This is a genomic window from Microscilla marina ATCC 23134 (assembly GCF_000169175.1).
GTDB classification, from domain to species: Bacteria; Bacteroidota; Bacteroidia; order Cytophagales; family Microscillaceae; genus Microscilla; species Microscilla marina.
The window spans coordinates 169382-182524 of the sequence record NZ_AAWS01000002.1; the positions used below are offsets into that span (position 1 = coordinate 169382).

Genomic DNA, 13143 nt, shown 5'->3' on the forward strand with positions numbered 1-13143 from the left:
CGGGTTGGTGGAGAGAATTGCCACTGGCTAATTTGCAAATATGCGAAAGTGTTGCCTGGAAAATGCGCACCACCGCAAGAACCAAAAGCAGGCAGTAGAACAGAGGGTGGGTGTGTTTTTTGTCCAAAAAAGCTTTGCTTACCCCCCCAAAAAAATGTGCGTCCGCCACCGCAAGAGCCAAAAGCTAATAGCTAACGGCTAAAACCTACTGCAGCCCATACTTTTCAATCGCCTTCAGAATATGTTCAGAGTAGGCAATGAGCGGGGGTTGGTCTTTGCCAATAAACTCAGTGGCTTGCTTGAGAATATCTTCCATTGATCCTACCGAAACATTGGGGTAGAACTTGGCAAGATTGCTCGACAAGTCGCGGCGGGAGTAAGCGTACCCCTCCGGAACCGCATTTGCCCAATAACGCGGGGCAGTCTTCCAGCCGGGCACCACATCGCGGCGTTTAGCCTCTTTTGCTTTCTCTTTTTGGCGTTGTTCTTTCAAGTCCTGGCGCAGAAAATGATCCCGGTCCAGCTTTTCGCCCTTTGCCTTGCCTAGCTCAGCCGCCACCACATCCATGGCCCCCTGTAGGTGGCTTGCCCTGATCTCTATATCGCCGTTTGCCTTGGTTTCATGCGACTCATCCGCTTTCGCTAATTCGGCCGCCTTTTCTACAATTTGTATAATGTACCACTTGCTCAAGGTATAAATCTGCGCCATGTTTTTCACCATATCTTTGCGGGCAAAGGCAAAACCCTGGGGCAAAGGCGTTGCCCAAAATTTTTCGGCCTCGGAGGGCGATAATATTTTTTTGAGCTTTCTCTCTTCCTCTTCTTTTGCTGCAGCTTTTTTTGCCTTTTCTTCGGCAGCTTTGCGCAATTTTTCCTGGGCTGCCTGCTCTTCTTTAGTTAACTTCTTCTTGGGTAACTTCTTTTGGGGTGCCTCTTCTTTCTCGGCGGCTTCCTTCTCCTCCTTCTTTTTGCCCATGTCCTTGAGCTTGCTCAGGTCTACCAACTGCACCGTGCGGCTGCTTTTTTGCTCCTCTTCCTTGTTGCTTTTTGCTTTCTCTTCTTCCAGCAATTGATAAATCTTTGCCTGAATCTCGTTCCAGTTCAGGTTTTTTACCGCGCATAAATCGCGCAACACTACCTCTATGCCTTCCTTAAAGGGAATGTCGTGGTAAGGACCTCCTTCCCAGCGGCGCTTGACCTTCTTTACCAACGCCTTGATGTCTTCTTCGGTGAGCACCACCGCCTGGCTCAAAATACGGGGCATATACAGCGGGTTATACTGCCACTTGGGAGGCAGGGCGCGTTCCCAGAGCAACTGCTGCAAGTACTCCTCTTCGTCTACCTGTGCCTCGTTCATCAGGTCGCGGGGGCGCACATACACCTCATCAAACTTGATCAACTCGCTCTTGATGGCGGGCTCCATGTGCAAGTCGTAATCGAGCACCTTTACCTTGGTGCCATACACCGCCAGCGCCACCTGTTTCATTATATTGTTGATTTGCGCCCCGGTCAGCCTAAACTTTTCGCCCAGAATGCGGGCAAAATTATCGGTGGGGTACTCCAGGTTGGCGGGGCGGTAGTTTTTCCACAGTTGGGTACGCTCGTCGGCTTCGGGGGGCGGCACCAATATGGTAGCCCCAATCCGGCGTTGAATCGCCGAGTCGAGGTTTTGCTGAAAGTTAGACGCCAGGATAATGAGCCCCGGAAAACTCTCAATTTTTTGCAACAAGTTGCTCACGTCAAAGTTGGCGTAACGGTCTTTGCTGTCGTTTACCTCAGAGCGTTTGCCAATGAGGGCATCGGCTTCATCGATAAACAAAATACTGGGCTCGCCCTTGAGGTGGTCAATGGCGCGGGTGAGCTCTTCAAACACCTTGTTGATGTTTTTAGAAGTTTCGCCAATGTATTTAGACACCACCTGCGCCAGCTCCAGCTGATAGGTAACCAAGCCCACCTCTTTGCCAATCACGGTGGCAATGAGGGTTTTACCCGTGCCCGGAGGGCCTTGCAACAAGCTAATGTAGCCGCTCTTGAAATGACCGCTCGCTTCGGCATCGTTGAAAAAGTCTTTGCCATTGCGGGCGTAATTGAGCAAAGGAGTCAAGGCGTTTTTGGTTTCGTCGTTGAGCACCAAATCGTCAAAAGTAAGCGGGGTGTCGAGCTTGGTAATGGGCAAGTCTTTGTTTTCTTCGGGCAAGGGCATATTGCCGCCCAAAAAGTATTGCCAGATGTTGGGGTTGAGCGAGATGAGGAGGTTTTTCCATTCGTCGTTACTGTCCGATTGAGAATAACGACTGTTGGGAGAAGTAAGCTCTATTCCCAGTTTGTGCAACAGGTCGGCCCTGGAACGAAAATATAATTGGTATTTGGCTTGGTTGCTTAAGTCGGCACCCGCCAACAAGTACAATACGGTTTGGATAGAGGGTAAAAAACGCCTGCCTTTTTCTTCTACTTTTCCGCCTACCATGGACGAGATCACCCTGGGCTTGGTGAGTTCCTGGAGGGCAAAAAATAAGGAGTCGTTGAGGCTCAGTGCCATCGTGGTGGCAAGCAATAAACGAATGTTGTACGCTTCGCTTGCTTGGTGTTTATGTAACCATTGCCCATATTGGCTGTCAGTTTCTATAGGTGGAAAATCAATAGGAACGTCATTAAAGTCGGGTAAGCCTAGAAAATCTTCAAAGTCGAGCTCTCCGGCAGGGTCTTGATAACGGTACCAAATAATTTTTAGCCACCAGTTGAGCTCGCTGTGCACACCGTCCAGGTCTTTGTTTTTGGGCACCGATCGGCGCAAAGCCACTACTCGGTTGAGTTCTTTTACTCGGTCGAGTGGTAGCATGTCCTTAGACGCGTCTAAAGAAGCCTGGCTTTTTTGTAACTTAAACTCAGTGTCGTGGCTCTTTTCGGGCTTATTATCTTCTGGAATGTGTTCTAACTCCATGGTGGTTTTATTGTGGTGATAACGTTTTCCAATGAGCTGTAAAACTACTAAAAAAGTTTGTAGGTGTTGGTTTTTATGGTAGATGTTTTGCTGCTTTTGGCTTTCTTTGTATTTTGCAATGCCTGCAGTCAATATAACATAAAATAAGGAATCAACGCATTTACAACAAGCAAAGTTTATGATGGACAAGCATCAGCAAAAGTTAGACCCACCTGGTTTTTGGGAGGAGGAGTTTTTTGGAGAGCAGGGAGATTTGTATGACCAAGACGAGGTGCTGGAAAAGCACGACTGGGTGAAGGAAAGTATAGAAAAAACAGCGGCTATCAAGAAACAAATACTCACCAAAGAGTATGAAACCCATAGCTACAAAGGGTACGCCGTAGATGGGTCGTTCTATAACTTTTGGCGCAGGCACCACGAGGCAGAGCAAATAAAAATGAGTTATCTGGAGTTTAAAAAGTTTAACGATCATTTAGACTGGAACAAGGGAGCTCAAGAAGGAGACGAAATTCATTTGCCGCTGGGAGCGCAATACATAAGCATGGACGACCTCATGAAGCTCGACGCCACCAAAAACGACTATGCGGTGTACCTCGACAAGGCAAAAAACCTGATTTTGAGCAACCCCCATATAGGCTATATCTCGCCACAACGCCTTGATAGTATAGATATGCGCCCCGATGAAAAGATTTGGGCTAACAAAAGCGATGAAGTTAACCCTCCAAACCTCAAATATTTGCGTTATGTGGTACTCCTGAATGATGACTTTGCCTTTATTAGCCAAAAAACCGGCTTGCCCGAACAAGTACTGAAGGCTGGGCTGGAGGGACCATTGCAGCCCGGAGTGTCTATCAGAATAAACCCCAACCAAGGCAATATGATTCTCAATTTTGAGAAATGGGCAGCGCAAGCCAAGCATTCCGGGGCGCTCTTGTCACAAATGTCTTTAACCCAAGGGCACTCAAACAATTTTATCCACATCATTTGGATGGAGACCTATAGTTTTTTTGCCAGGGTATACAACAACGACAGCTTTGAGACGGTTACCCACCAGTTCATTACCAATGCCATCCAAGCACATAATAAAGACAAATGGATACCCCCCAGCAACGGCAACAATCCGATAGGTGATAATATAGATGAAAAAGGCTTTGCCGATGTGGTAGTGGCGTGGTTAGATGGAACCGGCTCTAAACACATGTATGTGTATACTTATTCTTCTCAACTCAACCGCGTAGAGTATAAATGTACTTATGAAGACTATGTGCAGGCGAAGTATGACAGGGATGATGAGAAGAAGCGGAAGGAAGAGGAGGCAGTTAAAAAAGATAAAGAAGCTTTGGCGAAAAACTTCAAGAAAAATGGCACAACCACCAATTTGCCTGGCTTTTATCAAGGGCTGGGAGAAACCATTAATAAAATGGTGCCTAATGATGGCAGCAAAGCTAAACTTGAAGTGGAGCTAACTATTCCGCTAGGCATAGTATGGGGCGGGTTTCATGGCATGTTTGAAATTGAAAACGATGGGGGCAACATCAAAGTCCATTGCCGCCTGGGGCTGATGGCAAAGCGAGAGCTTGGCGGCTTTATAGAAGTAGCGCTAAGGGCAGGAGGCTATATAGAGGCGCAAGGCAAAACCGGGCAACACGCCATGGAGTTGTTTTTATTTAACTTTTACCATTGGTTGAGAATGAAGGCGAGTGGTTTAGTACATAGTAGTTTGCTTAATGAACTTATAGAAACAGCTGTATTGGGAGTAGCTTTTAGAAGCTCTCTTAGTCCATCAAAAAAAGCAGGAGCAGCCTTGCATCTGTTTTTGAATGGTGCGTTTAGTAGACTTGATGAACCCAAGAAGGCCGCTAAAGATTTTAAAGGGGCTGAGCGATGGGCAAACATTGTAAAAAGCCAAATAAAAAATGGAGAATACTATACCGAAAGTGGTTTTTACTTTAAGTTCACGGCAGCCCTTGATTTGGCGGCAAAGTGGCAAAAAGCCAGTAAGTTTGGGGCGGAAGTCGAAGTAGACTTGTTGTTTGGGAACCGGATAGACAAAGATTCGATAAAAAATGCAGAAGCCCAAAGAGAAGATGACAACAAACCTTTGGCACCCAGCCCCAGCGACTACTACCCACTGGGCGAAGATATGACCACGCAGGTTTATAAGATCAAAGGGGCACTTACGGTACCTGACCCAAGCGACCCCGCTAAAATTTTGGATGCTCGAGACAAAGGCTCGCTAGAGATAGCATTGAAAATAGTCAACGGAGAACAAGGTTTGAAAGAAGTAGAAGTAGAGATAGTGCCCAGCATAGACAGCAATTGGGCATTGGGCAAACTGAAAGGCATGGACTCGCTAAAAGCCTGGCACAAATGGATGGGGGCAGGTTTCTTGTCTACTGCTTTGGCTGGAGTAGGTTTACTTTCGCGAGACAAAAAGGCGCCAGTTATGGGCGATGCCATCAATGTAATGACTACTGCTTTGAGCCGTATTCCGATTGATAAAATCGCCCCCAGCATAGGCAGCTCTAAGCTGGGTATAAAAAATTATTTTCAGTTGTCTATCAAATATAAATACGTGCCCCCTCAAAAAGGTAAAAAGAAAGGGGAAAAATCTATAGAGTTTATCATGTACGATACCCAAAAATTTTATTTAGATTTGAAAGCAATAAAAATAGAGTTTGAGAAGTCAAACCCATTGTCGCCTAAACTCCCAATAAAATTTTAAATTAATTAAACTGTATGTATAGAGTAAAATACGGCTGGCTGTTAGTATGTGTATTATATACCTTGACCAGTTGCGCCCAAAACAAGCAAGAAACCGTGAAACTATTGAGTATGGAAGCGTTGGAAAAAATGAAGGGCACCGACCCTGAAGAAACCATTGAAAAACCTGAAGAAGTAATAAAGTTGGATTTGACGGGGGGAGTAGGTACCAAACATATCAAGAATTTGTCACAGTTTAAAAACTTGCAGTATTTGTCGTTAGCAAGCAACAGTTTGAATCAGTTTTCGCCAGCCATTACTGAAATGAAGAACCTACAGTGGTTAGATATTTCGGGTAATATGCTCAATCAGTTGCCAGAAGATATAGGCAAGCTTATTACGTTACGTAGACTACACATAGGAGGAAACCCTATAAAAGAACTTCCTGCAACAATAGGTAAATTGACAAATTTGGAGTATTTGCACCTAGCTGATGTAAAGCTTACATCTTACCCTAAAGAATTGAGTCAACTAAAAAAGCTTCAGGAGGTAGTGTTGCAGAACAATAATTTAAAGTCTCTACCTGACTTCTTCGGTGAGCTAGAATCTCTACAAGCTATTTATTTAGATTATAACTCTGAGCTCAACATTGAACAAACTATAAAAGTATTGTCTAAATTAAATCATCTAGAGGAAATAGTCTTGGTCGGTAGCAATGTTAAAAGGTTACCAGAAGCAATGGGTAAGATAAAATCTTTGAAAAACTGTCTTTTGATGCTAAGCTTATGGATATGTCTCAAGCTGCATCAGTTTTAAAACAATTACCAAATCTTACATCTTTATATATCTATAAATTAAAATTTGTCCCACAAGAATAAAACAATTAACGGCACTTAAGAGTGTCACATTTTTATAGAAAGTACTACTAAAGATGAACGTGAAGACTTATTTACCAATTTGAGCAAGGTTTCATTAGAAGAGTTACAAATTCGTGGTGATAACTTTACGACATTGCCAAAGCAGGTTGGCTTATTTAACAATCTTATGAGATTCAATTTGCAAGGAAACGATTTAACAAAACTTCCAGAAGAAATAAAAAAACTGAGGAATTTGAAATTACTTAATTTAAAATTTAACAACTTCTCCGACGAAGAAAAAGCCCGCATCAAAAAACTATTACCCAATACTGAGATTAAGTTTTAAACAAAAAGTTTTAGTATATTGGCAAGCCTTGTTCCTGTGTGGGGCAGGGCTTTTTTGTTGGACAAAAACCTGAATACTATGAAAAAATATATTGGGCTATGCAGTTTCCTGTTTTTGCTGACAATGACCAGCTGCGCCCAAAACAAGCAAAACGCCGTGAAACTATTGAGTATGGAAGCATTAGAAAAAATGGAGGCAGTAGCTCTTGAAAAAGCGTTGGAAAAGCCAGAGGAGGTGATAAAGCTAGATTTAACAGGAAATGGTAAGAAGCATATTCAGACTTTGGGGCAGTTTAAGAACCTACAATATTTATCTCTTGAAGGATCTGAGTTGGGCGAAATACCAAAGGTAGTATTTGACTTGCCCCATTTACAGTGGTTAAATATAGTAGATAATAAGTTAGATAAATTGCCCAAAGGCATAGGTAAATTAGCTCAAATACGTAGGTTAGATGTAGGAAGCAACCCTTTTACTGAGTTACCAGCCGAAATCGGTAAATTAACTACACTTGAGGAGTTAGGTTTGGCAAGTACCCAAATTAAAACTTACCCACAGGAGTTTGCTAATTTAAAAAAATTACATTCAATCAATTTCCTAATGGCTAATGTGAAAGAGTTACCTGAGGTATTGGGTAAGCTATCTTCACTTAAAAACATCTATTTGCACTTTAACCCTGAAATTGATTCTAAACAAGTGTTTGGTGTATTGACCAAACTGCCAAATCTGGAGGTGTTAATTTATGACAACTGTAATGTAACTACTTTGCCACAAGAAGTAACTCAGCTGAAAAGCCTAAAAAAGTTTGAGTTTGGTGATAAGGATATAAATACAAGTCAGGTATTAAAGTTATTAGGAGAGTTACCGAAACTTGAGTACTCAACCATGAGCGTATTAAAAACTTTACCGAAAGACGTTAGACAATTAAAAAAACTAAAAACCTTACAGTTAATGTTAACAAAAAATACTCAAGAAGAACAAGACCAAGTATTTATAAGCTTACAAGGAATGTCCTCACTAAAGTATTTACATGTGTATGGTGATGATTTTAAACCTTTGACCAAAGAAATAGGTAAACTTGCCCAATTGACAACCTTAAAGCTCATTGGTAATAGTTTGAAAACGCTTCCCGAAGAAATTAAAAATCTTACAAAATTACAGTTGTTAGACCTTACACGAAACGATTTCTCCGACCAAGAAAAAGCCCGCATCAAAAAATTATTACCGAATACCGAGATTAAGTTTTAAACAAAAAGTTTTGGTATATTGGCAAGCCTTGTTCCTGTGTGGGGCAGGGCTTTTTTTATGGACGAAAACCTGAATGATATGAAAACATATATTGGGCTATGCAGTTTCCTGTTTTTGCTGACAATGACCAGCTGCGCCCAAAACAAGCAAAACGCCGTGAAACTATTGAGTATGGAAGCGTTAGAGAAAATGGAAACTATAGACCCTGAAGAAGCTATTAAAAAGCCTGAAGATGTGGTTAAATTAAATTTTGCGGATTTAGGGAAACAGTATATTCAGGAGCTAGGTAAATTTACTAACTTACAATATTTAAAGTTAGAAGCTAATAAGTTAGATGAGGTTCCTGTGGAGCTTTTTAAGCTTAAAAATTTACAATACCTCAATATTTCATCTAACCAAATAAGCAAATTATCGGCTGACTTTGGGAAGTTAAAATCTTTACAGGTTTTATATTTAGGTAATAACCCATTAGAAAGCTTACCTAAAGAGTTTGTGAATTTAAGTAATTTGAAGTTTTTAAGCTTGATTAATACCAAGATTAAGTCTTATCCAACGGAGTTAGACAAGCTAAAAAATTTAGAGCAATTAGTGTTACAAAATGCTAATATAACTACATTACCTGAGCAGTTTGGTAAGCTCAGTTCTTTGAAAGAAGTTTACTTAAACTACAATCCTGAAATTGACCTTAAACAAGTGTCAAAGGTTTTATCTAAGTTGCCAAATTTGGATGAAATAGTACTAACCAATAGTAACATAAAGGCTTTGCCATCAGAATTGACAGGCTTAAACCATCTCAAAAAGTTCTCTATTGATGCTAAAGTACTAGATATTCAACAAGCCCTCACAATACTCAAAAAATTACCTAAACTAGAGTTTATATATATATACAAACTTTCAGCTCTTCCAGTAGAAGTAAAAGAGCTAAGACAGCTTAAGAAAGCAATGTTTTGGTTACAAAGACCAACCCAATCAGATTGGGAATCTCTATTTAATAACTTAGCAATGTTAGGATCTTTAGAAGATTTACAGGTTTATGGAGGAGGAGGTAAGGCTATACCTAAACAAATAGAGCAATTTCAGAAATTGAAATCCTTGCGTTTAGCTGGGAATGGTTTAACAACGCTTCCCGAAGAAATAAAAAACCTTACAAACCTTAAGCTTCTAAACTTGGAAATGAATAAGTTCCCCCCCGAAGAAAAAGCCCGCATCAAAAAACTATTACCCAATACTGAGATTAAGTTTTAAACAAAAAGTTTTAGTATATTGGCAAGCCTTGTTCCTGTGTGGGGCAGGGCTTTTTTTATGGACGAAAATCTGAATAATATGAAAAGATATATTGGGCTATGTGGCTTCCTGCTTTTGCTGACAATGACCAGTTGTGCCCAAAACAAGCAAAACGCCGTGAAACTATTGAGTATGGAAGCGTTAGAGAAACTAGAGCGAATACACCCCGAAAAAGCATTGGAGAAGCCAGAGGAGGTAATGAAATTAGAGCTAACAGGAGGATCATTTAATGATGTGATACCAAAGCTTAAGTCATTTAAAAACCTTCAATATCTTTCTTTAGAAAGTTGTAATTTGGGTAAAATACCTGGGGTTGTATTTGATTTGAAACAGTTACAAGTATTGAATGTAGTAGGAAATAAGCTGAGTATTTTGCCTAAGCAAATAGGCTCGCTTGTAAACTTGCAAAAGTTAGAAGTTGCATTTAACCCTTTTACACAACTGCCAGCAGAAATAGGAAAGTTAGAAAAGTTAGAGCATCTGAACTTGTCAGGTGTTCAATTATCGTCTTATCCTTCTGAGTTTACCAAATTAAATAATCTAAAGGAGGTTATTTTACAACAAAGTAACATTACATCTTTACCAGAGCAGTATAAAGGCTTATCATCTTTAAGTTCTATATGGTTAAACCAGAATCCAAATCTTAACCTGTCAGAAACATTTAAGGTGCTGTCTACATTGCCAAAGTTGGCTGAAGTAATACTTACAGATTCTGATATAAAAGTGTTATCAACCGATCTACCTGTATTACCTTCTTTAAAGAAGCTACTGGTAGATGCTAAAAATCTAGATGTAAAGCAATCTATTCCGTTTTTGAAAAAACTAAGTGGATTAAAGCATTTGTATTTAGAGAATGTAAGTAAGGTACCAGAAAACCTTGAGCAACTAACTCAAGTAAAAGAATTAGTTTTACGTTTGAGAATGGAGAATAAAGAGGATATACAGCAATTATTTGCAAATATTGAAGCGATGTCTTCGCTTAATCTATTACAGGTTTATGGTGTGAAATCATTGCCTACAAATATAGGAGAACTAACAAACTTAACTACATTAAATTTAAGGGGAAATTTTTTAAAAACACTTCCAGAAGAAATTAAGAGCCTTAGCAATCTTAAGTTGCTAGATTTACAAATCAATAGCTTCCCTCCCGAAGAAAAAGCCCGCATCAAAAAACTATTACCCAATACCGAGATTAAGTTTTAAACAAAAAGTTTTGGTATATTTACAGTCTCCCAATACATTGGCAGGCTTTTTTGAACATAGCCCGAAAAACAAATTGTTGGTACTCTTTCTATAGTCTTAAAAATTCTCTTAACAGTCAAACTTAAAAAATGATGAATCACTTCAAATCCACAATAACCTTGTTTTTAATTTTAACGGCGTGAGGGTACCCGAAAGCCCAAAACAGTAAAAGAAACGCTTAAAAACCCTAAGGTTGCCAGAAGTGGCACTACTGAGAAGAAGGGAAAGTATAAGTCACTGGAGGAAGCACTCAAAACTCCTGAGGATGTAACTGATCTAGATTTGGATTTGAAACAGCTCACCGCTATGCCTGGAGAAATCGGGGAACTGACAAATTTGAAGCATTTGTCTTTGAGCAAAAATGAACTTAACACCTTGCCTGCGACTATAGGAGAGATGAAAAACCTGGAGTCGTTACTTTTTTGCCTGGTGAAATTGGAAACCTGAACAATTTAGAGAATTTACGTTTGAATAAGAACAAACTTACCACTTTGCCCCCAACTATAGGGCAATTACAAAATTTGGAGGAGTTGCACTTGGATGATAACAAACTCACTACTTTACCTTCGGATATTGGGCAGCTAAAAAAACTAAAGGAGTTGTATGTTTGGAAGAATCAACTCACGATTTTACCTTCATCTATTGGGAATCTGACAAAATTGAAAGGATTGTATTTATCTAGAAATCAATTGAGTTCTTTGCCAGACAACATTGCTGCACTTAAAAGTTTAGAAGTGTTGAATTTGGATAATAACAAATTAACTAACTTGCCTTTGGCTATACTTAAGTTGAAGAGTTTAAAGATGTTGGATTTGCATAGTAACCAGCTCACTAGTGTAACAGGAATGAAATAAATGTAATATTAATTATTATCTTTGGGTTGTAGCAAAATTTAGCAACCATGAACAGAGGCAAAGCATTACCCAAGTTAGAACTTAGCACTCGCCAGCATCAGCTTTTGAGTGCCTATCTCAATAAGCGAACAGTTCCAAAGCATTATGAACAACGCATTCATATTATCCTTCGGGCTTTTGATGGCTGGAGCAATCGTAAAATACACCTTGAATACACCCTGCATGTGATGACTGTGTCTAAGTGGCGTAATCGCTGGTTGGCTCACTACAAAGATTTGTGTGCCTATGAACTAGAGGAAAAGACTACGGGTGCACTTTTGCTTTCGAAGATGCTTTCGTTGCTTTCAGATCAGGCTCGTCCAGGCACCCCCTCACGCATTAGCTTGTCGGAAAAGGAGAGCTTGGTGGCATTGGCTTGCAAAAAGCCCGAAGATTTTGGAATACCTCTGAGTCATTGGAATCGGGAGGAGTTAGCTAAGTTCGCTATGAAAATGGGTATTGTTCAACAAATTTCTCCACGTTATGTGAGTAAGATTTTAAAAAAAGCGGGCGATTCGTCCTCACAAAAATAGCTATTGGTTGTTTCCCAAAATAGATAATTGGGAAAGTTTTAAGGCTCAGGTGGAAATGATTTGCGACCTGATTCTGGAAGCCACTCACCCTCACCAACCACTTTTAAACAAACATCTAATAAGTGTAGATGAGAAGAGCGGAATCCAAGCCTTGGAGCGAATCATTACTTCAAATAATGGAAGCCAACGCTTGGAATATGAGTACAAACGTCATGGAACTACCTGCCTGATGGATGTAGAAAATGGAGAAATCTCTTAATGATACACGTAATGAACAGGATTTCCTATCTTTTATCAAGGTGTTGATAGAAAAATACCCTGTAAATGATGATATAACTATCATTGCCGACAATTTAAATACTCACATGTTTGCTTCTCTTGTAAAATGGGTAGCAAAACAAATAGATTTTCAGGGGGATTTGGGTGAAAAAAGAGGAGGAGGCATTTTAAAGTCTATGGTAAGTAGGAAAGCGTTTTTAGAGGACAAAAGTCATCGGATTAGGTTTGTTTTTACACCAAGGCATTGTTCCTGGTTAAACCCTATTGAAAACTGGTTCTCCAAAATTCAAAGGCAACTCATCAGCCGGACAAGCTTTACATCTAAAAGCATGCTTTGTGAAACAATAGAAAGATATATCAATTGTTACAATCAGCATTGGCTAAAGCCTTTGAAATGGAAGTTCAAAGGCTTTATAAAGGAAAAGGAAATTAATATCATATTAACTTAGTTCCTAGTGCACTAGGAGCTAAATTCCTACTACATTAGCTTCGCAGAGCTCGCCACAGCAGAGCTGCCCCGATGAAATGAATCGGGATTTAGAAATAGGCTCAGTTCTTCGGAGTCTTTAGCCTGCTGACTTTACTTAAAAAAGTTTGCGTAGCTACGGTTCCGATAGCCATCGGAATTCAGAAAGTGAACTCTGCGCGCTTTTTGAAGTGCGTCAGCAAACAAAATACTCTCGAATAAATAGCGTATTTATTAAATCCCCAGCGCACTAGTGGTCAGGTTTTCCTATTTTCAAAAAAAATTTAATATTTTTGTAATAGCTTTGTTTTCAGGCAATTACAATCTTATAGTTCATTCAGGAACTGTTCTTTT

At 40.2% G+C, this 13143-nt stretch carries 12 protein-coding genes; 11 read left to right on the forward strand and 1 reads right to left on the reverse strand.

The genetic code is table 11. The annotated features are described in order from the left end of the window. Positions 1-205 precede the first annotated feature (205 nt). Positions 206-2941: an ATP-binding protein gene (locus M23134_RS37395; protein WP_232296761.1), complete on the reverse strand. Its 2736-nt coding sequence runs from the start codon at positions 2939-2941 to the stop codon at positions 206-208. Positions 2942-3119: 178 nt separating this feature from the next. Between M23134_RS37395 and M23134_RS01995 the strand changes: the two genes are divergently transcribed. The 11 genes from M23134_RS01995 to M23134_RS02035 all read left to right on the forward strand — a co-directional run bounded on the left by M23134_RS01995 (position 3120) and on the right by M23134_RS02035 (position 12772). Next, positions 3120-5666, forward strand: a complete 2547-nt coding sequence (locus M23134_RS01995) for a hypothetical protein (protein WP_002693372.1) — start codon at positions 3120-3122, stop codon at positions 5664-5666. Between the two features lie 14 nt (positions 5667-5680). Beyond that, the gene (locus M23134_RS37400) at positions 5681-6460 is read left to right on the forward strand and encodes a leucine-rich repeat domain-containing protein (protein ID WP_002693374.1); all 780 of its coding nucleotides are present in this window, start codon (positions 5681-5683) and stop codon (positions 6458-6460) included. Positions 6461-6601: 141 nt separating this feature from the next. Then, positions 6602-6847 (forward strand): hypothetical protein, encoded by a 246-nt coding sequence (locus M23134_RS02005; protein ID WP_053337223.1) that lies wholly within the window; start codon positions 6602-6604, stop codon positions 6845-6847. 78 nt (positions 6848-6925) lie between these two features. After that, positions 6926-8092, forward strand: a complete 1167-nt coding sequence (locus tag M23134_RS02010; RefSeq protein WP_198144964.1) for a leucine-rich repeat domain-containing protein — start codon at positions 6926-6928, stop codon at positions 8090-8092. A gap of 78 nt (positions 8093-8170) precedes the next feature. After that, on the forward strand, positions 8171-9337 hold the full coding sequence (locus M23134_RS02015; protein ID WP_198144965.1) for a leucine-rich repeat domain-containing protein: 1167 nt from the start codon (positions 8171-8173) through the stop codon (positions 9335-9337). 78 nt (positions 9338-9415) lie between these two features. Further along, positions 9416-10579, forward strand: a complete 1164-nt coding sequence (locus tag M23134_RS02020; protein ID WP_157558294.1) for a leucine-rich repeat domain-containing protein — start codon at positions 9416-9418, stop codon at positions 10577-10579. 276 nt (positions 10580-10855) lie between these two features. Next, positions 10856-11065: a hypothetical protein gene (locus M23134_RS40880; protein WP_262492889.1), complete on the forward strand. Its 210-nt coding sequence runs from the start codon at positions 10856-10858 to the stop codon at positions 11063-11065. Beyond that, the gene (locus M23134_RS02025; protein WP_053337224.1) at positions 11041-11472 is read left to right on the forward strand and encodes a leucine-rich repeat domain-containing protein; all 432 of its coding nucleotides are present in this window, start codon (positions 11041-11043) and stop codon (positions 11470-11472) included. The genes M23134_RS40880 and M23134_RS02025 overlap by 25 nt, the downstream gene beginning before the upstream one ends. Before the next feature lie 47 nt (positions 11473-11519). Beyond that, complete coding sequence (locus M23134_RS02030; RefSeq protein WP_002693387.1) at positions 11520-12044, forward strand: helix-turn-helix domain-containing protein; 525 nt, start codon at positions 11520-11522, stop codon at positions 12042-12044. Between the two features lie 7 nt (positions 12045-12051). Beyond that, entirely contained in the window at positions 12052-12303 is a 252-nt protein-coding gene (locus M23134_RS40405) for a hypothetical protein (RefSeq protein WP_002693038.1), read from the forward strand. Then, complete coding sequence (locus M23134_RS02035) at positions 12287-12772, forward strand: transposase (RefSeq protein ID WP_002693389.1); 486 nt, start codon at positions 12287-12289, stop codon at positions 12770-12772. The genes M23134_RS40405 and M23134_RS02035 overlap by 17 nt, the downstream gene beginning before the upstream one ends. Positions 12773-13143: the final 371 nt, after the last annotated feature.

What these genes read in the sequence shown, in the direction of transcription:
- M23134_RS02015 (WP_198144965.1), top strand. Translation starts at nt 8,171, where the DNA reads ATGAAAACATATATTGGGCTATGCAGTTTCCTGTTTTTGCTGACAATG.
- M23134_RS02030 (WP_002693387.1), top strand. Translation starts at nt 11,520, where the DNA reads ATGAACAGAGGCAAAGCATTACCCAAGTTAGAACTTAGCACTCGCCAG.
- M23134_RS02035 (WP_002693389.1), top strand. Translation starts at nt 12,287, where the DNA reads ATGGAGAAATCTCTTAATGATACACGTAATGAACAGGATTTCCTATCT.
- M23134_RS02010 (WP_198144964.1), top strand. Translation starts at nt 6,926, where the DNA reads ATGAAAAAATATATTGGGCTATGCAGTTTCCTGTTTTTGCTGACAATG.
- M23134_RS02020 (WP_157558294.1), top strand. Translation starts at nt 9,416, where the DNA reads ATGAAAAGATATATTGGGCTATGTGGCTTCCTGCTTTTGCTGACAATG.
- M23134_RS37400 (WP_002693374.1), top strand. Translation starts at nt 5,681, where the DNA reads ATGTATAGAGTAAAATACGGCTGGCTGTTAGTATGTGTATTATATACC.
- M23134_RS37395 (WP_232296761.1), bottom strand. Translation starts at nt 2,941, where the DNA reads ATGGAGTTAGAACACATTCCAGAAGATAATAAGCCCGAAAAGAGCCAC.
- M23134_RS01995 (WP_002693372.1), top strand. Translation starts at nt 3,120, where the DNA reads ATGATGGACAAGCATCAGCAAAAGTTAGACCCACCTGGTTTTTGGGAG.